The sequence below is a fragment of the Vibrio sp. E14 genome, assembly GCF_020515785.1.
Lineage (GTDB): Bacteria > Pseudomonadota > Gammaproteobacteria > Enterobacterales > Vibrionaceae > Vibrio > Vibrio diabolicus.
This window is the reverse complement of sequence record NZ_JAHPJI010000002.1, coordinates 632,526-653,761: the sequence shown is the minus strand read 5'-3', so window position 1 is coordinate 653,761 and position 21,236 is coordinate 632,526. Positions and strand designations below refer to the sequence as shown.

Sequence of the window (21,236 nt, the reverse complement as noted above, 5' to 3'; positions counted from 1 at the left end):
CCGCCTCTGAAGCACAACTTTACCTCTTAAGTATAATCTTAACTCTTAACATGTATTTTTTATACACGTTTATGGTAGCATCAATATTGTAGTTGAGTTAACCAGCATCGAGAGACGCTTGAGGGCAAGATAATGCTGAATATCACCGATAAAAAAGTGGAAGAAAAAATCCCCGCATGGCTGCGATTAGGCTTTCGGCCGTTTTTTCTGTTTGGGTCGATTTACGCCATTGTTGCGATCGCGTTGTGGGTGTGGATGTTCCAGAGCGGACAGCCAAACGCATTAGCTGTACCGGCATTATGGTGGCACGTACATGAAATGTTGTTCGGCTTTTCGATGGCGATTGTGGTTGGTTTTGTACTGACCGCGGTACAAAACTGGACTGGCATTAATGGCACCAAGCATTACACGCTTTTGATCTTATTTGGCTTGTGGTTGGCACCTAGAATATTGCTCTGGACGCCAGCGCCGTTATGGTTAACCAGCAGCATTGAAGCGGTATTTTTGTTGTTTGTTGCCTATGAGGTAGGCATTCGTGTTTATCGAGCCAAAGGTTGGCGTAATCTGTTTTTTGTGCCGTTGTTTCTTTTGGCCATTTTTGCGAACTTTACAAGCTACGCAACAATAAAAGGCATGCCGCCGTTTAGCTCTTCTGCTGTATGGCAGGCGATGTTGTGGTGGTTTACGTTGTTACTGTCGGTCATGGGCGGACGTGTGATTCCATTCTTTACTGCGCGTCGATTTAATTTCGAAAAAGCGCAACAACTTGCTTGGTTAGAATGGTTCGCGAACTTGCCGTTGGTAATGCTATTTGTGCTGAGCTTTTTCCCTGTGACGTTTGCAGAGCTAGGTAATCCTTTGATGCTGTTTGCTGGTGTTGCTCAGTTGGTGCGTTTTGTTCGCTGGAAACCTTGGTTAACCCTGAGCGAGCCTTTAGTGTGGTCGCTGCATACTGCGTATTTGTGTTTGCCACTAAGCTTAATTTTGCGAGGCACTTGGGGAGATGTATTTGCCAGCCATAACCTGATTCATCTGTTTGCGATAGGTGCATTAGGCGGCTTGATTTTAGCGATGATCGCACGGGTGACGATGGGACATACTGGTCGCATGATCTACAAAGGTCCGAACATGAGCCTTGCGTTTGCGGCGATTACCGCGGCAGCTTTGGTTCGCAGTTTTGCCGTGATATTTTATCCTGCCAATATGATGCTGTGGATTAACATCAGTGGCGGATTGTGGATTGTCGCATTTGGCCTGTTTGTTTGGCGCTTTGGCGTGATGCTTATTACCCCTCGCGTTGATGGTCATCCCGGATAGGGCTCTAATGTGAGTAGAGAAAGAGGAGCCGCGCGCTCCTCTTTTCTTTTGATTGTTGTTCTTTATAGGATTAGTGCTTATTCGTCTTCGTCGTCCGTTTTATTCGTGAACCCCAAACGTTTGAATAGCCACCACTCTAGAGCAAAGATGACAATTAAAGCGATACAGAACCAGGTGAACGCCATGGCGGATTCCACGCCTGGCATACCGCCAATGTTGATGCCAAGCAAACCTGTTAGGAAGCTGGTTGGCAAGAAAATAGTCGCCACCAAGGTAAATAGATAACTGTTTTTATTAGTTTTCTCGTCACGATGATGTTTGATTTCTTCTTGAAAGAGAGCGACTTCTCCAAGATAAAACTCAAGTGTTTCATTTATGCGCGTAATATTATTGTGGGCGAAGCGATATTGATGGGGCCTTAAAGCCACCAACTCGGACTCTGATTCAACGAGATCACGAATAGCATATTGCTGAGGGCGAATAAAACGTTTGATGGAGATAAGCGCTTTTTGAGTCGCCATATGCTTGTACGTCGATTCATCATTCACATCAAACTGGTTTAACGTCTCTTCAATCGTATCGAGGTAAACGTCTATTTTGCTATTTAATCCTTCAATAATCTGATGAAGTAAACCAGCAAGGCTTTTCGGGCCTTTATGTTCCGCCAATGCTTGACGAATTTCCATGATGGCACGCGATGGGATCTTACGTGTTGAAATCAGTGCGCCTTGAAAATAGAGAATTCGAATACTGAGCATGTCTTCTGGTGAAGCATCGCCATTCATATTGACGCCTCGTAAAATCAACATGAAGTTCTCGTCATCCAAAGGGTGGAAAGACGGTCGGCTCTCGTCGGCTAACAGGTGATCAACAGTGGCACGTGGCACTTGGTTTTGTTCTAGCCAGCCCCGAATATCGGGATGCAGCCGCTCACAATGGTACCAATGTTTGGCTTGAATCTGCTCCGTCGTTGTGGATTGCTGAGTTGCTTCTGGGGTTGAAAAATCCCAATGTTCAATCATAAAACCCATTTTCTTTTTCCTTGTCTGAGCCTTTCCCCAAATAACTCGGAAAGAGCCTGTGCTCTTCCGCTGCATTATTTTCCGGGAAGTGCATCAGTGATAACGTTCTGAACCCAGCGCCATGAAGTTATTCAGGGATAATTATTTAAATGAGTATGATTGCATTTAACGCTAAATGTCTATGAATAGTTGCTCTTATTTGTAATCAAGTGAAGCAAGCCAAAGTGTGGTGTAAAAACAGCAAAATAAAAAAGCCTGCAGCGAGGCAGGCTTTCTAGTGGGGAGGGGAGGAGCAGCTAGCCAACTTGAGAAAGATTAACCACTTTCTGCTGTAGCTTTTCTTTTAAATAGTCCGATAAAGCCAGCTTTTCTTCGTCGTTCATGTACAGACCAAGCTTGGTACGACGCCACAAAATGTCTTCATCGGTCATTGCCATTTCATGGTTCATTAAGTAGTCGATCTCACGTTGGTAAACACCGCCGGCTTGCGATGAGAACGCGTGTCCAAGGTCAGCTTCGCTTGCTGTGCCTTCCATTAAGTTCCACGTTTGGGTACCAAATTGTGTCACGTAACGAAGAATCAATGCTTCTGGCGCCCAAGCGTATTTAGCATGAATTTGTTTAGCTAATTGTTCACGACTACAGCTGAAGTTACCACCAGGTAGGGTTTGATTTGCCGTCCAGTCGCTTCCCATCTCTGGTAGGAAAGGAGCCAGCTTTTTCATTGCCGCTTCACCCAGCTTACGGTAGGTCGTCAGCTTACCACCAAAGACAGAAAGCAGAGGTGCATGGTCGTATTCCGCATCGAGTTCTAGCGTGTAGTCTCGTGTGATCGCTTGCGGAGAGTCAGATTCATCGTCACATAAAGGACGAACACCGCTGTATGTCCAAACCACATCTTCGCGAGTCAGCTGGTGGACAAAGTGTTGGTTTACGATGTCGATGAGGTAATCGACTTCGTCATCTGAGATTGCCACTTCGCGTGGGTCACCTTTGTATTCCACATCTGTTGTACCAATGATTGAGAACTTATCTAAGTAAGGAATCATAAATACGATGCGGTTGTCTTTGTTTTGAAGAATGTAGGCTTGCGGTTCGTTGTGGATACGAGGAACAACGATGTGCGAGCCTTTGATTAAGCGAATGTTACGAGGAGAGGCTTGCTCTAATCCATCATCAAAGAACTGTTTTACCCAAGGGCCAGCTGCGTTTACTAGTGCTTTTGCTTTGCGTTCGAAACGTTGGTCTGTCATCACGTCATGAATTGTGACATGCCAGATACCACCTTCACGGTGTGCTTTTTCTACGCGGCAGTAGTTACGTACTTCTGCATGGTTTTCACGAGCAGCCAGAACGTTAAGTAATACTAAACGCGCGTCATCAACCCAGCAGTCAGAGTATTCGAAACCGGTTTTCATTTCTGGTTTTAGCAAGCCCGATTTCGCTAAATTGACGGTTTTGCTGCCTGGCAGAGTCGTACGTTTACCCAAGTTATCGTAAAGGAACAAACCACAGCGAATCATCCAAGCTGGGCGTAGGAATGGGCGATGAGGCAAACGGAAACGCATTGGTAGTGCAACGTGAGGCGCTTTGCGAAGAATAACTTCACGTTCTGCGAGCGCTTCCGAAACCAAACGAAACTCATAGTGTTCAAGGTAGCGTAAACCGCCGTGGATCAGTTTAGAACTTGCCGAAGAAGTAGCGGACGCGAAGTCATTTGCTTCGTATAAGCCAACACTCAAACCGCGGCCAGCTGCGTCTGCCGCAATACCAGCCCCGTTAATGCCGCCACCAATTACGATCAAGTCTAAGGTAGTGGATGAGCTAGTAGTGGAAGCATTTTTTTGTATACTCATAAATTTGACCTCTTGGTGAGCGAACGAGCATTTTAGAACATGATCTAATCCTAGCTTAGGTTTCGTTTGTGATCATCTATTATTTTCGTTTGTGAGCGTTTTGTGTGATTTAGGCACAAAAAAACCTCTGCCTAATTAAGACAGAGGTCATTTGAGAGGCAAATTAATGATTGGAACTACTCGTTTTCGAAGTTTGTCTCGTTCGCTTCAACGACTTCAAGTGGAATTGAAGCTTCTTTTAAAATCGACAAGATTTCTTCTGGTGGCTGCTTGTTGGTAAAGATCATGTTGAGCTGAGCGATATTGCCTAGCTTCACCATGGCATTGCGCCCGAACTTGGTATGGTCGACGGCAAGAAATACACTGCGGCTGTTGTCGATGATCGCTTGTTTGACCCTGACTTCGTGGTAATCAAAGTCTAGTAGCGAGCCATCAAAGTCGATACCACTGATGCCAAGAATGCCAAAGTCGAGACGGAACTGTTTAACGAAGTCGAGAGTGGCTTCTCCAACAATGCCGCCATCGCGACTTCGAACTTCACCGCCTGCTAAGATGACTTTGATCTCTGGGTTGGGGAAGAGAATGGTTGCCACGTTGATATTGTTGGTAACCACGCGTAGCTGTTTATGGTTTTTATTGAGCGCTCGCGCAACCGCTTCTGGTGTGGTGCCGATATCAATAAATAGAGTCGCGCCATCAGGAATGTGCTTGACCACCTCGTCTGCAATGACATCTTTTTCATTGAAGTTGAGCGCTTTACGCGTGTTGTAAGATGTGTTTTCAGAACTGAGAGGGATGGTTGCACCACCGTGATAACGACGAATTTTGTTGTCGTCGGCGAGTTCATTAAGATCGCGTCGGATGGTTTGTGGGCTGACATTGAATCTTTCTACCAACTCATCCGTGCTGACATAGCCTTGTTTTTTCACCAACTCAACAATCTGTTGGTGTCGAGGTATTTGCTTCACTTACCACTCCCTTGTGCATTGGTAACGGCCAATGCTTCAAATTCGAAGTTCTATTGTGCTCGAATTTGCGCGTTGTGAAAAGTAAGCGAGTTCAGGAATCAGGGGCAAAGCGCAAAAAGAGCGCACAAATGGCGCTCTTTTTTCGTATGGAGGTGAGATTAATCTTCTTCGTCGTGAAGCTCAGACCAGGTTTGCGCACATTTCACTGCGCGTTTCCAACCCTTGTAACGACGATTGCGCTTTTCTTCATCATCGTGCGGCTCAAACGTGCGATCAAGCACCGCTTTATTCTGCAACTCGTCAATGCTGTCCCAGTAACCCACGGCAAGGCCTGCAAGGTAGGCTGCACCAAGAGCCGTCACTTCTGTTACTTGAGGGCGGTGTACTTCTGTATTCAATACATCGGATTGGAACTGCATTAGGAAGTTGTTCGCTACCGCACCGCCATCGACGCGAAGATTCGCAAGTTTAATACCTGAGTCGGCTTGCATCGCATCCAGTACGTCACGAGTTTGGTAAGCGATGCCTTCCAAAGTCGCACGGATAATGTGGTTTGAGTTCACGCCGCGAGTAAGGCCGACAATCGTGCCACGTGCGTAGGCATCCCAGTATGGTGCGCCTAAACCAGTAAAGGCAGGCACGACATAAACGCCGTTTGAGGTATCCACTTTGGTTGCGAAATATTCAGAGTCTTCTGCACCGTTCAGGATTTTTAATTCATCACGTAGCCATTGGATAGAAGCACCACCCATGAATACGGCACCTTCAAGCGCATAAGCAGGCTCACCTTTCGGACCACAAGCCAAAGTTGTCAGTAGGCCGTGCGTCGAAGTGACTTTTTCTTGGCCCGTATTCATTAGCAAGAAACAACCCGTGCCGTAAGTGTTTTTCGCCTGACCCGCTTCAACACACATTTGGCCGTAAAGCGCAGCTTGTTGGTCACCCGCAATACCAGAAATAGGAATACGAGTACCGCCTTTACCACCAATGTTAGTCTTACCGTAAACTTCCGATGAGCGTTTCACTTCTGGCATCATAGATGCTGGGATACCAAGCTCATCTAACATTTTCTGATCCCAACATAGATCGTTGATGTTAAATAGCATGGTACGCGATGCGTTGGTGTAGTCGGTCACGTGAACGCGGCCTTGAGTCATCTTCCAAACTAACCAAGTATCGACGGTACCGAACAACAGCTTGCCTGCTTCTGCGTCTTCGCGCGCGCCTTCAACATTGTCCAGAATCCATTTCACTTTGGTACCTGAGAAGTAAGGGTCAAGCACCAAACCTGTGTTGTCACGTACGTAGTTTTCTAGACCACGCGCTTTTAAATCTTCACAGATGTCAGCAGTACGGCGACATTGCCATACGATCGCATTGTAAACGGGTTTGCCTGTTTCTTTATTCCAGACGATGGTGGTTTCACGCTGGTTAGTAATACCGATAGCCGCCAATTGGTCGCTACGGATGCCAGACTTAGCTAGAGCTTCTACCAACGTAGAGCTTTGTGTTGCCCAGATTTCCATTGGGTCATGTTCTACCCAACCTGCCTCTGGATAAATCTGAGTAAATTCGCGCTGTGCGACGCTTACGATGTTCGCGTCATGATCAAGAATTACTGCGCGAGAGCTTGTCGTACCTTGGTCTAGGGCAACAATGTATTTTTGCTCAGTCATGGTAAGAATCCTTTTGTTTCGTTATTTATATTTTAGTAAATGTTCGAGTTGCGTCAGTTTTAAGCTCTAGCTTCTTCTGTTTCTTCTTCCGTCTCACATTGGTTTGGAATTGTACAGCCGTGGCCTTGTTGTGGAAGGTAAGCCGCAATCGCTTTTGGATACAACCAACCACCAAAACACGCACCTGCAATCGGAGCAAGTAAAGGCACGATAAAGTAAGGAATGTCTTTAGCACCTGTCAGAGCGTAATCCCAGCCTGCGAAGTAAGCGAACAGTTTCGGTCCAAAGTCGCGCGCAGGATTCATCGCGAAGCCAGTTAGTGGACCAAGAGAACCACCGATCACAGCAATCAAAATACCGATTAACAGCGGGTTCATTGCACCTCGTGCAGCGCCGTTATTTTCATCGCCCAAAGCCAAAATCGCAAACATCAGCACGGCAGTGATAACGAATTCCACAGCAAAAGCGCCAAAGAAAGAGAGGGAAGCATGTGGATAGGTTGAGAAGATACCAGCGGTTGCTAGTGCATCTTGGCTACTGCGGACGAAGTTATGTGCGATTTCGTAGTCGGTGAAAAGGTTGCTGTATAAGCTGTAAACCAACGCAGCAGAGCAGAATGCGCCAAGCATTTGGGCGATGATGTATGGCACCACTTTCGCCTTATCAAAACCATGGAACATAGCGAGTGCGATGGTTACCGCTGGGTTGATGTGCGCGCCTGAAACGCCGGCAGTACAGTAAATAGCGATGGCGACACCTAGGCCCCATACAATACTGATTTCCCATTGTCCAAATGATGCGCCTGTTAGAACTAAGGCTGCGACACAGCCTACGCCGAAGAAGATAAGTAGTCCTGTACCGATAAACTCGGCCAAACATTCTCCGAGCAGAGAGGGGTGTTTGTTCGTTGTCATGTTAAAAGTCCTTTGATCATTTTTGCCTGTCTAGCACGATACTATTGTGCACATATAAACGTTTGCGAAAACAAACGCGCGTTAAAAATGAGCGTTTGAGCATAAAATTGTTAATCAAAGTCTTCGTTTTTGTTAAATGGCGCATCTTTTAATCGAAAAAGAAAACAACGAAAAGAACTTCTTTGCTACGAAGTGTGTTTTGGAAGCGCTCAAATTACAGATGTGAAAAAGAATGCACAACTGGTAAGAGGAGTTTTGTGAAGCTGCTACGTGCTTGGGGATTTATTACTCAGATTTTGCGTAGTAATTAACCCTAAAGAGGTAAGGCGAGGTCAAGTACATCAAGGACTAGCGGTGATATAAGAAAATGCGTTGCAATGTTTATATCTCGAGAGGAACTTGTTATCCAAATTAGTGTTAATTATGAAAATGGAGAGGAAAATAAACGCGGTTTATGTCTTGTGTTCGTGAATCACTGTCCTAGTTTGAGTTCAGATAACATTAGTTTTGTTATTTCGTTTGATACTAAGCGCGAACATTTTTCATTTTTTTAGTTATTTAGTGGTTTCGCGTAACAAGGATGGATGTGAAACACCCTTTTTACGGTTAATTTGTGTTCTTATTCGAGCCTTTGTTTCATTGGTTTCGAATTAGAATGCTCAAATGAGAGGTTGAAACATCAGTTTCATATTAACTAATTATGAGTAAAGTTGAACGATGGTCTAATTAATGCGCTCTAATTTACTGTATTTACTTATATTTAATTCATGTGCAACATTTATCACAGAAATAAAATCCTAACTCAATACAATTCATGAACTTTCGAACGAATATATTTTTGTTTCGTTCGCTCCTTTTGTGTTTTTTTACCATCGCATACAAAATAATGAGGTTCCTATGTTTGGAATATTCAAACCTAAGGCGCACATTGATCGTCTGTCCCCAGGCAGTATCGATAGCACCTACTCTCGCCTCCGTTGGCAACTCTTTATCGGTATATTTGTTGGCTACGCCGGTTACTATTTGGTTCGTAAAAACTTCAGTTTGGCGATGCCTTATCTTATCGAGCAAGGCTTTAGCCGCGGTGACTTAGGTGTCGCGCTGGCAGCTGTTTCCATTGCATATGGTCTCTCTAAATTTCTAATGGGCAGCGTATCTGACCGTTCCAACCCTCGCTACTTCCTAAGTGGCGGCCTGTTGATGTCTGCATTGGTTATGTTTTGCTTTGGCTTTATGCCATGGGCGACTGGCAGCGTCACTGCGATGTTCATTTTGCTTTTCTTGAACGGTTGGTTCCAAGGCATGGGGTGGCCCGCATGTGGACGAACCATGGTGCACTGGTGGTCACGTAAAGAGCGTGGTGAGATCGTTTCGGTTTGGAACGTGGCACACAACGTGGGTGGCGGTTTGATTGGTCCACTATTTATTCTTGGCCTGTGGGCATTTAACGATGATTGGCGCACCGCATTTTATGTTCCTGCATTTTTCGCCACGTTGGTTGCTGTGTTTGTTTGGATGACGGTTCGCGATACGCCTCAATCTTGTGGTTTGCCACCGATCGAAGAGTATAAAGACGATTATCCTGATGACTATGATAAGTCGCACGAACAAGAAATGACAGCCAAGGAAATCTTCTTTAAGTATGTATTCAACAATAAGCTGCTTTGGTCGATTGCAATTGCAAACGCATTTGTTTACCTAATTCGCTACGGCGTACTGGACTGGGCACCTGTTTACCTAAAAGAAGCGAAGGATTTCTCGGTAGATAAATCGTCATGGGCTTACTTCTTATACGAATGGGCCGGCATTCCAGGCACGTTATTGTGTGGTTGGATTTCAGACAAATTGTTCAAAGGTCGTCGTGCACCTGCTGGCATCTTATTTATGGTGTTAGTGACCGTTGCAGTGATGGTTTACTGGTTTAACCCTGCTGGTAACCCAATGGTGGACATGATGGCGCTGATTGCAATTGGCTTCCTAATCTATGGTCCGGTTATGCTGATTGGCTTGTACGCACTTGAACTCGCTCCGAAGAAAGCCGCCGGTACTGCTGCTGGTCTTACTGGTTTATTTGGGTACTTAGGTGGGGCAGTTGCCGCAAACGCGATTCTGGGCTACACGGTAGACCACTTTGGCTGGGATGGTGGCTTTATCATCTTGGTTGGTTCTTGTATTACTTCTATTGTGTGTTTGATGTACGCCTTCTTAGGTGAGCGTGCGCACCACGAGCAAAAAGAGCGCGAAAAGGAAGCGCTAGCGTAATATTTATTTAAAGAGGCAGTGGAATACTGCCTCTTCGCTTTATCAAGGAAATAACAATGAAAACAAAGTCAGTATGTCTTACTTTTTTAGCACTTAGCCTCTCAGCTGGTGCGATTGCGAAACCGCTTGTAATTGCACACCGTGGCGCATCGGGTTACTTGCCTGAGCACACGCTAGAAGCCAAAGCGCTTGCTTACGCAATGAAACCTGACTACATAGAGCAAGATGTGGTAATGACGAAAGACGACCAGTTGGTCGTGTTGCATGACCATTATCTCGATCGTGTAACGGATGTTGCGGAGCGTTTTCCTGATCGCGCACGCAAAGACGGCCGTTATTACGCGATTGATTTCACACTGGCGGAAATCAAATCCTTGCGAGTAACTGAAGGCTTTAATATCGATGACAAAGGCAACAAAGTAGCGGGCTATCCAACCCGATTCCCTATGTGGAAATCTGATTTCACCGTGCCGACGTTTGCTGAAGAGATTGAGCTGATCCAAGGCTTAAACAAAACGCTGGGTTATGACATCGGTATTTACCCAGAAATTAAAGCGCCTTGGTTCCATCGTCATGAAGGTAAGGACATTTCTAAAGCAGTACTTAAAGTCTTGAAGCAGTACGGTTACGGCTCTCAAGACGACAAAGTCTACCTTCAGTGTTTTGATGCGAATGAACTTCAACGCATCAACAGTGAACTCATGCCTGCAATGGATATGGACTTAAAGCTCGTTCAGCTTATGGCTTACACCGATTGGAACGAAACTATGGTGTACAAAGGCGACAAGGCAACACCATACAGTTATGACTGGATGTTCGAAGCCGACGGCATGAAGAAAGTAGCGAGTTACGCGGAAGGAATTGGACCTTGGAAGCCGATGCTGGTGGATGATAAGTCAACCAAAGACAATATCATCATCAAGCCGTTGATGAAGGCTGCAAAAGACGCTGGCTTGCAAGTGCATCCATACACGTTCCGCGCCGATCCAGGACGCATTCCAGCGTACACGGACAGTTTTGAAGGCATGATGGATGTGTACTACAACCAAGTGAAGGTGGATGGTTTGTTTACTGACTTCCCAGATAAAGCGGTCAGCTTTTTAAATCAGTAACCAGCACTCACGAATTTTGCTTTAAGCTAAAAAATCCCCCAACAGTTTCCTGTTGGGGGATTTTTCGTAGGGCTAATTCACTGCAATACCTAAATGACTTCAAGATGCTCAGTTCAGAGCGTGGTCACTGATACGAGTTCAAGGAAAATGACGAAGTGAAATAGCTCGCTATTTTCGAGTTATTTGACGCGGGAATCGTGATAGTGACACGCTCCCAAAGGGCGAGTTGTCTTGGCTTTCATGCTTTGTTAACGAGCTTTGATTTAGATTAACTAGATCTTCAACTCGTTGCCGCGCCTGCAAGCCAAGTCAGCCTCGCTGAATCAAGCATCTCGAGGTTATTTAGGTATTCTTATTAGTTGTTTTTATGCAGTTCGCTGTTCAGTTCAACCGCGCTCTTGTTTGCAAGACACTCGATTTGACCAGTTACAGAGTTACGACGGAACAGTAGGTCAGAAACACCAGCAAGATCGCGAGCCTTAACCACTTCGACTTCTTGACCTTCAGAATCTAGCATGAGTACTTTAGAGCCAGCGGTTACGTACAGACCTGATTCGATAGTACAACGGTCACCCATTGGGAAGCCAAGACCTGCGTTTGCGCCTAGTAGAGAGTTTTCACCGATGGAAACCACCACTTTACCGCCGCCAGATAGCGTACCCATGATAGATGCACCGCCACCGATGTCTGAACCGTTACCAACAACCACACCCGCAGAGATACGACCTTCAACCATGCTCACGCCAGTAGTACCCGCGTTGAAGTTGATGAAGCCTTCGTGCATAACGGTTGTGCCTTCGCCAACGTGTGCGCCAAGACGTACGCGAGAAGTGTCTGCGATACGAACGCCAGTTGGTACTACGTAGTCCACCATTTTAGGGAACTTGTCTACGCAATCTACGCTTAGCGTATGGCCAGCTAGGCGAGCTTCGATTTGACGCTCAGCCAGTTCAGGTAGGTCGATTGGACCTTCGTTAGTCCATGCGATGTTGTGTAGTAGACCGAAGATGCCATCCAGTACTGTGCCGTGTGGCTTAACTAGACGGTTAGAGATAAGTTGAAGTTTTAGGAAGCCTTCAGCAACAGATTGTGGCTGTTCATCCGTAGCTAGAATAACCAGTACAAGCGGCTGTGCTGATTCTGCTGCTTTGGTTGCGAAAGATGCGTTTGCTGCATCGCCGTTTGCTTCGAAAGCCGCCGCAAGTTCTGCGCTTTGTGCTGCAGAGATCTCGATAGCTTGGTTGCCTTGTTCGTAACCTGCTACTGCTGCTAGTGCGTTAACAAGCTCTTCATTTGGGTTAAGAACAGGGTTTGGAAAAAACGCTTCAATGATTTTGCCATCGCGGTTTTTAGTCGCTGTACCAAAGGCTAGAGAAAAGAAAGCCATAGTTGATCTCCATGTGTTGAGTCTTGTGTCTCGTCTGTTCACTGACAAGAAATAATTAAGTTGTCAGCCATCATAATGAGAGTGCTAGGGAGTTTAAAGAGGGGAAATAGATAAAGTCTGTAGATGGATACCTTTTGTCTTTTGGGAGATATGTCTGTCTGATGAGAAATGTGGTTGTGAGGTGGTCAATTAGCAGGTGTTTGTTGAAATGAAAGAAGGCGATTTGTCGTATCTGTGCTCGAAAGAAAGGGCGATCTTTCCATGATGATGTGTGCCTTCAGATACAAAAAACGCCACATGATGCGGCGTTTCTTTAACAAATGAGAGGCTTATGCAGCGTCTTCTTGCTTGTCTTCTTCTACAGATTCAAGCTTTTTTGCTTTCTTTGGCGCCGGTTTGCGTTTTGCACCCAGTGCGTAAAGCACTTCTTCTTTGTTTTGAGCGAGGTACATCGCAAGATCTTCTTGCTTACCTTCGTCTTCTAGAAGTTCACTTTTACCTAGCAGCGTGAATAGTTCGTCTGCCATGTCTAGCATTTTATCGTATGCGTCAGCTTCCGCTTTAGAGGTAAAAGTCATTTTCTCTTCTCCATTGCGTTCTACCACGTACTTGACGATTACAGCCATGGTTGGTCCCCTAACTTGGTGTATTGATACTGGCTTTTTATACAGTTTTTGACCAGTTAAGTCTAGCGACAAGCCTAAGAATGAGAGACACGTACAACTAACTGACCAGCATTTAAACTATCTCCGTTTCACTTGGAGGGCGTATGCTCTAGATAAAGATTATTTGGTCGTTCCCAATCTTGGCAAAATTCGATAAACGTTTTGAGCAATGGGCTTTGATATTTCTCTTTATGAACCAGTAACCAGAAGCGACGTTTCATATCTAAAGGCATGTCGAGCAGTTTTACGCGACCGTTACGAATAGCAGGTTCAGCAGACAAACGTGACAAGCAACCTAAGCCCAGCCCCGCCGATACTGAGTTGATCAACGCTTCGGTGGTATTGAGCTGAAAAGCTTCATGCCAATGTTCCAAGCGCGGCGCGACAACGCGCATAAAAAATTCGCGTGAACCAGACCCCGCCTCTCGCAATATCCATTCGCTGTTTTCTAGCTCGGTTAAATTTATGGGCCCTTCGTGCGCGGCTGGGTAATCGGGCGCGCAAATCACGCACATTTCATCTTCGCTAAACTGGGTGGACTGCAATTCAGGGTGAAGTGTTTTGCCCTCAATGAGGGCGATGTCTAACTCGTAATCGGTCAGCATGTCGCAGATTTGTGCAGAGTTAGAAATAAACAGACTTTGAGAACGATGGTTCGTTTGCTGACGAAATTCGCTAAGCAAATAGGGCGCGACTTGGTTGCCAATGGTGTCGCTGGCACCAATGCGAAGTTGGCCCGATAGCGCTTGGTCACCATCGAAAATGCTCTCGATGTCTTTGGCTCGGTTGAGTAATTCATCCGCCAGTGGCAGCAGTTTTTGACCTTCTTGGTTCAAAATTAGTCGGTTATTAACACGATCAAACAAGTGATGGCCGATCTGCTTTTCTAATTCTGAGAGTGCCATGCTCACAGCGGCTTTTGATAAAAAGAGACTATCAGAAGCTGCTGTGAGCGTTTTGTGCTGCGTGATCGTCGTAAACACTTTCAGTTGTTTAAGAGAAATGTGACTTGCCATACCCCACCGTTAAGTAATTTTGAACGTTTGTTTTAAATAATTAGATATATCGGAACGAAGTGCAAGCGTATTATACGCTCCATCAAGAGTGAGTCTGGTTGAGGTCATCATGATTCAAAGAACAAAAGCAAAAGTAATGGGAGCACCAACTCCGATGGCGGGTTTGGCTCTTGGTATTGCAAGCTTAGGCTGGAGTTGGGAAAACTTCGCCGAATTACATGGCTACGGACAGTGGATTAGTGCGGGTATTGCGAGCGTATTGTTGGTTATATTGGCAACCAAGTTTTTGCTACATAACCATCTATTGAGACAAGATCTTGCTCATCCGGTTGTGGGTAGCGTGGTTCCGACATTTGCGATGGGCACTATGGTGGTATCGAACTCTCTCGGCCATTTTTACCCATTGGCTGGTGATGTGCTTTGGCTGATTGCGGTGGTTCTGCACATCGTGTTCTTGGTGAGCTTTGTTTACCATCGCGCCAAAGATTTTGAATTACATCACATGGTTCCAAGTTGGTTTGTACCTCCAGTGGGTATCATCGTTGCGGATGTGTCTTTCTCTGGCAACCCGATGTTAGCGCCAGTGGCACAAGGTGCATTGATGTTTGGTATGGTGGCGTACGCGATCATGTTGCCGATGATGATTTACCGTTTCATGTTTACCCATGAAATTCCGGATGCAGCGAAACCAACAATGGCAATCATGGCAGCGCCAGCAAGTCTATCATTGGCGGGGTACTTAACGGTCACTGCGACACCATCACCAGTGATCATCGCTATGCTATTTGGTATCGCGGTATTGATGACAGCCATCATTTACCTCGCATTCTTTAAATTGCTTAGACTGCCATTTAGCCCAGGCTATGCGGCGTTCACTTTCCCGATGGTGATCGGTGCGACGGCGCTGTTTAAAATGGCGAATTGGATGGAGTTGCAAGGATTGGCTGCGCACTATGTTCAACAAGTGCGAGGCTTAGCTGGTCTTGAGTTGATTGTGGCAACATTTGTTGTCTCTTATGTGGCTTTACAGTACATCAACAACTTATTGATTCAGCCACGCTTGATGCACGCTCATCACGCTTAAATAGCAGATAGGAAAAAGCCTCTTGGTCTTACAGCCAAGAGGCTTTTTTATTTCAATCGGCGTCGATGTTGGACGCTAGCCTTTTTTGTAAAATCGCGACATCTCATCCAGAGAATGACGAATGATATCGACAGGAACTTTCTGTTCTTTCTCGACTTTTAACTGGCGATTCAGTTGCTGAGAGTGCCCGCCTGGATTGACCACAAGCATCAGTTCTTTGCCGACCAATGCATAGTTGTAGTAGCTGCCAGCAATATACCAATCGCGAGGGGCAGAGCTATCAAACAAGTTATGACCAACGCTGTATGAACTCGTTGTGCCTTGAACGTCAAACAGCGTATTCATCATGGTTGGCACGACGTCAAAATGGGTCGTGCGGTAATCAATTTGGTCTGGTTGACGATTTGGTATGTACACGTAAAGAGGCACATGCACTTGTACGTCACTGTAGTTACCCGTGTGGCCCCAATAGTTCATCTTATGGTCATTAAACTCTTCACCATGATCAGATGAAATCACCACAATGGTATTGTCTAAGTCGACGTTTTTCAGCACATCACCAATCAAGCTATCGATGTAGTACAACGAGTTCTTGTATCGATTGTGGTAAAGCGAAGCGTCAAAATCGTTGTTGAGCAAAATGTGGTCAACGCGTTCCCAGTATGGTTTGAATTTCGCAAATTCAGGTTCGGGAAATACTGTGCCGTGGGCGGCATCGTAGAACAGAAAACCAAAGTACGGTTTGTCGCTGTCCTGCTTTTGGAACTCGATGAACTTGTCTGTGATCTGCTGATCGCGCTCGACGGCCGTTTCTCCAGTTTGTCTCAGAGTCAAGTCCGACACTTTTTTGAATACCGTGCGAGAAAGTGGCGGGCTGGTGAGCGGTGCCGAGCCAAAAATGCCCATGCGGTAGCCTTCTGCTTGCAGCGTATCCATAAAAACAGGAGAGCGTTGGCTTGCGTAAAAGCTTTCCCAGTAGGTCGCTGGCAAGCTGTAAAACAGGCTGAAAATACCCGCTTGAGTTGAGTTGCCGCCGCTCATATGTTGTGTGAAATTCACTGTTTTTTCGGCGAATTTGCTGACATTTGGCATGATTTCCGGCGTCGCATCACTGTAGCGCCACGCGTCAACTAAGATAAACAAAACATTGGGTTGCTTCTCTTTGCTTTGCACTTGAATGGGCGCAAGTGGGTAGTTGAGTGAGCTACGTTCAATGTTGGTTAACTCTACGCGATTCTTCGATGCAATGTTCTCATCCACTAGGTCGTGTTTGTAAATAAATTTACGAGCCGTCAGCGGGTAGTAAAGTGGCCAGTTGTTCGAAAACTGACTGACTTCATCGTCGTAAAGCGCGTTTTTGTACGCATGAATCATCTGTGTGCTGAGCAATACAGCAAACCAGACGCTGATCAAAACGAACTTAGCTCGGCTTTGTGCCAGTTGATTACTTACCCAAACGGTACAAGCGAGCCCGATCACCAGAACGGCAACTTCACTGATGAAGATTAGCCAACTCATCCAAGAAATATCGAAGACATCACCGCCACCTTCGAAAAACATACGGATTAATAGGGCGTTGATGTGAAGTTTGTATTGCTGAAAAACGAGGATATCGACTTTAAACATGATCAATAGACAGATCGCGATAGCGATCACGATGCCTTTGAATGCTCGAGTCGGTAGAAAAGAGAGCAATAAACTCAACAACATAAATGGAAGAGCGATCAAGCCCAGCCAGCCATATTGAGTCGAAACCAAATAGTAACCTTGCAACAAGGTTAGCGGTTCATTCTGATTGTTAGACAACACAAAAGGATAACAAGCGATCGACAGATACACTGCAAAGCAAGCAAAAAAAGCAATCAGCCAAGCGCTGTTGGAAGACAGTTTGCGAAACATACTTTTTGTTTATTTATAAATTATGGGTAGAGGGAGTATAAAACAGTGTTTTTTATTATGGAATAGTTGCGACGAATGTCACATTTTGTATGGAAGTGTCAGACTTGATTGACATGTGAAAATTAAGAAGATTCATACTCTTCATTTGAGTGATATATAACCTTTTGTTTTTTCCGAACGCGAGATCACTGCGGGTTTAAATCGGGCTGTGCTAAGCTAGCTAACAGTTTCAATCGGCGCTCGGTATTCCCAATTTGTTTACTGTTTATCACTCCAACCAAGTTGACGTTCTTAAATCACTCCTTGTCGAACTGATTCGAATCAGTCCGCTGGAAAACCCGTTCGAAAAAGAACAAATTCTGGTTCAAAGTCCGGGCATGTCCCAGTGGCTAAAAATGGAATTGGCCAAAGAGTTTGGTGTTGCCGCGAACATTGATTTTCCGCTTCCTGCTACCTTCATTTGGGAAATGTTTACGCAGGTGTTGCCAGACGTGCCAAAACGCAGTGCGTTTAACAAAGAAGCGATGACGTGGAAGTTGATGCATCTGCTTCCGGGGCTTCTCAACCAAGAGGTGTTTTCGCCGTTAGCGCAGTACCTCAAAGATGACAGTGACCACTCTAAGCTGTATCAGCTGGCTGAGAAAATTGCCGATATTTTCGATGGTTACTTGGTGTATCGTCCGGAATGGATCGCCAGTTGGGAAGCTGGGCAGAGTGTGCCAGAGCTGGAAGATGAGCATCCGTGGCAGCCGATCTTATGGCAAGCGTTGTATGATCACACTGTGTCATTAGGACAGTCTCCATATCACCGTGCCAACCTTTATGAGCACTTTATCGACACGTTAGAGAGTTTTAACGGCAATTTTGACCATTTACCCAAGCGTTTGTTTGTTTTTGGCATTTCTTCGTTGCCGCCTCGCTATATGGATGCGCTAAAAGCAATTGGTGAACACATCGACGTGCATCTGATGTTCACCAACCCGTGTCGTTATTACTGGGGTGAAGTTCGAGATCGCAAATATCTGGCTCGTTTGGCGGCGAAACATCGTCAGCACGTTGTGTGGCAGGACGATCACTCGGAAGTGCAAGGAGAAACTGAGCAACTGAAAGGCTCATTGGAAGATAATGTGATCGATGAGCTGCACACCGATGTGGTCGGCAACAGCCTGTTGGCGTCCATGGGTAAACTCGGGCGCGACAATATGTATCTGTTGTCTCAGCTGGAATCTCATGAAATTGAAGCGTTTGTTGATGTTGAGCGCGACAGTCTGCTCCATCAATTGCAAGCGGATATTCTCAATCTTGAAGAACATCAAGATGACCAACAGATTGAAAACAGTCATCACAAACAAGTGGTTAGCTTGGGTGATAAATCACTGAGCCTACACGCTTGTCACAGCCCGATGCGTGAAGTGGAAGTGCTGCATGATCAACTATTGGCGATGTTCGATGCTGACCCAACGTTAAAACCGCGCGATATTATCGTGATGGTCGCGGACATCAACGCTTACAGCCCTGCGATTCAGGCGGTCTTTGGTAACGCACCGGGTGAGCGTTTTATTCCCTATTCGATTTCTGACCGAACCGCCGACCAAGAGAGCCCAATTCTTGCCGCATTTATGCAGTTGGTGAACTTACCCAATACGCGCTGTTTGGCATCAGAACTACTCGAACTTCTGGAAACGCCAGCGATATTAAAGCGTTTTGAACTCAGCGAAGATGATTTCTTACAAGCCAAACAATGGGTTGAGGAATCGGGAATTCGCTGGGGGTTGGATGCCAATACCGGACGCGAATTTGAACTGCCGGAAACCCGTCAAAACACGTGGCAATTTGGTATTCAACGCATGTTGCTTGGCTACGCGATGCCAGAATCCGCAGGTTTGTTTGAAACCGAGCAAGGCAGTTTATCCCCGTACAACGAAGTGCAAGGCATGGGCGCAGAGCTTGCGGGCAAGTTGGCACACTTTATCCAACAAATTAGCACTTATCGCAGCAAACTTTCTCATGTTCAGACTATTGATGGTTGGCGAGAGACTTTGGTTTCACTGCTGGATGATTTCTTCTCAGTTGAGTTAGAAGGCGAAATGGCGCTCAAATCCATTCGCGATACGCTCAGCCAACTCAAAGAGCAATTAGCTGATGCCGCATTTGATGATGCGTTATCGCCGTCGATCATCAGCCAATACCTTCAAGACAAATTATCTGGCACACGAGTCAGCCAGCGCTTCCTGGCTGGTCAAGTGAACTTTTGTACTCTGATGCCGATGCGCTCTATTCCGTTTAGAACCGTTTGTCTACTGGGGATGAATGACGGCGTGTACCCACGCTCCATGCCGCCGGAAGGTTTTGACTTGATGACGGGAAGAACCAAACCGGGCGATCGTTCGCGCCGAGATGATGACCGTTACCTATTCCTCGAAGCGATGTTGTCTGCACAGCAAACGCTGTACATCAGTTATGTTGGCCGTTCAATCCAAGACAACACCGAGCGAGTGCCCTCGGTATTGGTTTCTGAGCTGATGGAATACTGCCACCAAAACTATTGTTTAAGTGGTGATGAAGCGTTGCCCGTTGATGAGTCTGGCGACAACTTGTTAAACGCGTTGGTGAATACCCACGCCATGGTGCCGTTTAGCCCAAGTGCGTTCCAAGGCATGCATGCCAGCTACGCGAAAGAGTGGATTCCAGCGGCATTGACTCAAAGTAGTCAATCGCAAGGCTATGTTCGTCGTGATTTTAATCGGGCATTAGACGACTATCTGTTAGGAGCGACGTTCCCACTTGAGCTCGACTTAGTCGAGTTGCAACGTTTCTGGCGCTTACCTGTGCAGTATTTTTTCAATCGTCGTTTAAAAGTAATCTTTGAACCGCCACTACCGGTGATGGAAGACGACGAACCCTTTGTTTTAGGTGGTTTGGAAAGCTATCAAATGCGTGATGAGCTGTTAGAAACCTTGCTTGAAACGACATTGATGCAGCCAGAGAAAAAAACAGAGGTGCTTAAACACTTTATGAGTCAACAGCGCGCACAAGGCAAACTGCCGGTGGGTGCATTTGGTGATATCGAGTTTGAAACCAACCGAGTTCAGGCGGAAGAGCTGGTGGACAAACTGGCGTTTTTATCTGGTGCGCCTCAAGACGATCTGGAAATCGACCTGACGTTTGATTCCTTGTTTGAGCGAAATGAAGGCGAAGAGAAAAACGTTCGCCTAACAGGTTGGCTAACTCAATACTACCAATCCGGTTTGATTCGCTACCGAAGCGGTAAGATTCGAGCGCAGGATTACCTTGCAGCGTGGACCGATCACCTTGCCATGTCGGCGTCGGGTCATGCTAAGAAAACCCACATCATTGGTTACGATCGTAAAGAAGGTGCGATGCATTTGATCTACCCAGAAATTGCCGATGCGCAGTATGCCAAACAGTTACTGACTGAATTAGTTCGCTTGTTCTTCGAGGGTATGACTAAGCCTTTGCCTTATTTCCCGAAAACGGCGTTGGCTTGTGTTGAAGCGGGCTTTAGCCGCGGTCAGTGGGTCGATGACGAAGAGAAATCTTTGAAGAAAATGGCTGACGCATTCAATGATGGCTTCATGAGCCAGGGCGAAGGCAATAATGCGTACATCTCTCGAATTTGGCCTGCTTGGAATGATGAGTTGGCCTCAGAGGTTCGCTTGCTGACAGCATTAGTTCTGCAAGGTGCGCGCTTAGCGGTTCAAGACGCCGATGATGTAAAAGCGTAATAAAGACAGTTGGATAAAGATAAGGAAGAGTAGGGTGGCCGCCAGAAAATCATTATTTTTTGTAGGGCGTTCGCTGTACGGCCACAAGGTCAGAGGGACCATGATACTTTTGTTTAATTCATTTGAGTTGTGCCGCCAAAAGGGTTTGGCGTATCTCGTGGGGCGCATACTAACGGTACGTCTTATGGATAACCGTGAGAAAGATCTCACAAAGCTCTAAATTATCCAACTTGTTAAACATATTAATAGAATTTTTAACTATAGATCACATTTATTAGGTGATACGTCCTAGTAAATAATCCGGAGAGATTC

General features: G+C 46.0%; 14 protein-coding genes. 5 read left to right on the top strand and 9 right to left on the bottom strand.

The annotated features are described in order from the left end of the window. The first annotated feature begins 132 nt into the window (after positions 1 to 132). The gene (locus LIX84_RS08265; RefSeq protein WP_226421072.1) at positions 133 to 1,317 is read left to right on the top strand and encodes an NnrS family protein; all 1,185 of its coding nucleotides are present in this window, start codon (positions 133 to 135) and stop codon (positions 1,315 to 1,317) included. Between the two features lie 77 nt (positions 1,318 to 1,394). Here LIX84_RS08265 and LIX84_RS08260 read toward each other — a convergent pair whose 3' ends face one another. The 5 genes from LIX84_RS08260 to LIX84_RS08240 all read right to left on the bottom strand — a co-directional run bounded on the left by LIX84_RS08260 (position 1,395) and on the right by LIX84_RS08240 (position 7,753). After that, complete coding sequence (locus tag LIX84_RS08260) at positions 1,395 to 2,348, bottom strand: CorA family divalent cation transporter (RefSeq protein WP_226421071.1); 954 nt, start codon at positions 2,346 to 2,348, stop codon at positions 1,395 to 1,397. Between the two features lie 287 nt (positions 2,349 to 2,635). After that, on the bottom strand, positions 2,636 to 4,195 hold the full coding sequence (glpD, locus tag LIX84_RS08255) for a glycerol-3-phosphate dehydrogenase (protein ID WP_074191728.1): 1,560 nt from the start codon (positions 4,193 to 4,195) through the stop codon (positions 2,636 to 2,638). Between the two features lie 176 nt (positions 4,196 to 4,371). Next, positions 4,372 to 5,163 carry a DeoR/GlpR family transcriptional regulator gene (locus LIX84_RS08250; RefSeq protein WP_006742414.1) on the bottom strand — a complete coding sequence of 264 codons (792 nt, stop codon included), beginning with the start codon at positions 5,161 to 5,163 and terminating at the stop codon, positions 4,372 to 4,374. Between the two features lie 158 nt (positions 5,164 to 5,321). Beyond that, entirely contained in the window at positions 5,322 to 6,839 is a 1,518-nt protein-coding gene (gene glpK, locus LIX84_RS08245; protein WP_006742415.1) for a glycerol kinase GlpK, read from the bottom strand. A gap of 59 nt (positions 6,840 to 6,898) precedes the next feature. Next, the gene (locus LIX84_RS08240) at positions 6,899 to 7,753 is read right to left on the bottom strand and encodes an MIP/aquaporin family protein (protein WP_046875005.1); all 855 of its coding nucleotides are present in this window, start codon (positions 7,751 to 7,753) and stop codon (positions 6,899 to 6,901) included. An 897-nt stretch (positions 7,754 to 8,650) separates the two neighbouring features. Between LIX84_RS08240 and glpT the strand changes: the two genes are divergently transcribed. Beyond that, a complete protein-coding gene (gene glpT / locus LIX84_RS08235; protein WP_006742417.1) occupies positions 8,651 to 10,015 on the top strand; it encodes a glycerol-3-phosphate transporter in 1,365 nt (454 codons plus the stop codon). Between the two features lie 56 nt (positions 10,016 to 10,071). After that, positions 10,072 to 11,127, top strand: coding sequence for a glycerophosphodiester phosphodiesterase (gene glpQ / locus LIX84_RS08230; protein ID WP_025768218.1), 1,056 nt, complete (start codon positions 10,072 to 10,074; stop codon positions 11,125 to 11,127). Positions 11,128 to 11,482: 355 nt separating this feature from the next. On the opposite strand, the gene dapD is transcribed toward glpQ, so the two are convergent. From dapD to LIX84_RS08215, 3 genes are all read right to left on the bottom strand, one after another. Beyond that, positions 11,483 to 12,514 (bottom strand): 2,3,4,5-tetrahydropyridine-2,6-dicarboxylate N-succinyltransferase, encoded by a 1,032-nt coding sequence (gene dapD / locus LIX84_RS08225; protein WP_226421070.1) that lies wholly within the window; start codon positions 12,512 to 12,514, stop codon positions 11,483 to 11,485. Positions 12,515 to 12,843: 329 nt separating this feature from the next. Further along, entirely contained in the window at positions 12,844 to 13,140 is a 297-nt protein-coding gene (locus LIX84_RS08220; RefSeq protein WP_041852896.1) for a YebG family protein, read from the bottom strand. A gap of 128 nt (positions 13,141 to 13,268) precedes the next feature. Continuing rightward, positions 13,269 to 14,195: a LysR substrate-binding domain-containing protein gene (locus LIX84_RS08215; protein WP_226421069.1), complete on the bottom strand. Its 927-nt coding sequence runs from the start codon at positions 14,193 to 14,195 to the stop codon at positions 13,269 to 13,271. Between the two features lie 109 nt (positions 14,196 to 14,304). On the opposite strand from LIX84_RS08215, the gene LIX84_RS08210 reads away from it, so the two are divergent. Continuing rightward, complete coding sequence (locus LIX84_RS08210) at positions 14,305 to 15,279, top strand: TDT family transporter (protein ID WP_065770676.1); 975 nt, start codon at positions 14,305 to 14,307, stop codon at positions 15,277 to 15,279. A 75-nt stretch (positions 15,280 to 15,354) separates the two neighbouring features. Here LIX84_RS08210 and LIX84_RS08205 read toward each other — a convergent pair whose 3' ends face one another. Continuing rightward, complete coding sequence (locus LIX84_RS08205; RefSeq protein ID WP_226421068.1) at positions 15,355 to 17,178, bottom strand: DUF3413 domain-containing protein; 1,824 nt, start codon at positions 17,176 to 17,178, stop codon at positions 15,355 to 15,357. 254 nt (positions 17,179 to 17,432) lie between these two features. Between LIX84_RS08205 and recC the strand changes: the two genes are divergently transcribed. Further along, positions 17,433 to 20,924, top strand: a complete 3,492-nt coding sequence (recC, locus tag LIX84_RS08200) for an exodeoxyribonuclease V subunit gamma (RefSeq protein ID WP_226421067.1) — start codon at positions 17,433 to 17,435, stop codon at positions 20,922 to 20,924. Positions 20,925 to 21,236 lie beyond the last annotated feature (312 nt).

Excerpts from the sequence above, each read along its gene's own strand:
- LIX84_RS08265 (WP_226421072.1), top strand. The coding sequence starts at position 133 with ATGCTGAATATCACCGATAAAAAAGTGGAAGAAAAAATCCCCGCATGG.
- LIX84_RS08260 (WP_226421071.1), bottom strand. The coding sequence starts at position 2,348 with ATGGGTTTTATGATTGAACATTGGGATTTTTCAACCCCAGAAGCAACT.
- glpD (WP_074191728.1), bottom strand. The coding sequence starts at position 4,195 with ATGAGTATACAAAAAAATGCTTCCACTACTAGCTCATCCACTACCTTA.
- glpK (WP_006742415.1), bottom strand. The coding sequence starts at position 6,839 with ATGACTGAGCAAAAATACATTGTTGCCCTAGACCAAGGTACGACAAGC.
- LIX84_RS08240 (WP_046875005.1), bottom strand. The coding sequence starts at position 7,753 with ATGACAACGAACAAACACCCCTCTCTGCTCGGAGAATGTTTGGCCGAG.
- glpT (WP_006742417.1), top strand. The coding sequence starts at position 8,651 with ATGTTTGGAATATTCAAACCTAAGGCGCACATTGATCGTCTGTCCCCA.
- glpQ (WP_025768218.1), top strand. The coding sequence starts at position 10,072 with ATGAAAACAAAGTCAGTATGTCTTACTTTTTTAGCACTTAGCCTCTCA.
- dapD (WP_226421070.1), bottom strand. The coding sequence starts at position 12,514 with ATGGCTTTCTTTTCTCTAGCCTTTGGTACAGCGACTAAAAACCGCGAT.
- LIX84_RS08220 (WP_041852896.1), bottom strand. The coding sequence starts at position 13,140 with ATGGCTGTAATCGTCAAGTACGTGGTAGAACGCAATGGAGAAGAGAAA.
- LIX84_RS08215 (WP_226421069.1), bottom strand. The coding sequence starts at position 14,195 with ATGGCAAGTCACATTTCTCTTAAACAACTGAAAGTGTTTACGACGATC.
- LIX84_RS08210 (WP_065770676.1), top strand. The coding sequence starts at position 14,305 with ATGATTCAAAGAACAAAAGCAAAAGTAATGGGAGCACCAACTCCGATG.
- LIX84_RS08205 (WP_226421068.1), bottom strand. The coding sequence starts at position 17,178 with ATGTTTCGCAAACTGTCTTCCAACAGCGCTTGGCTGATTGCTTTTTTT.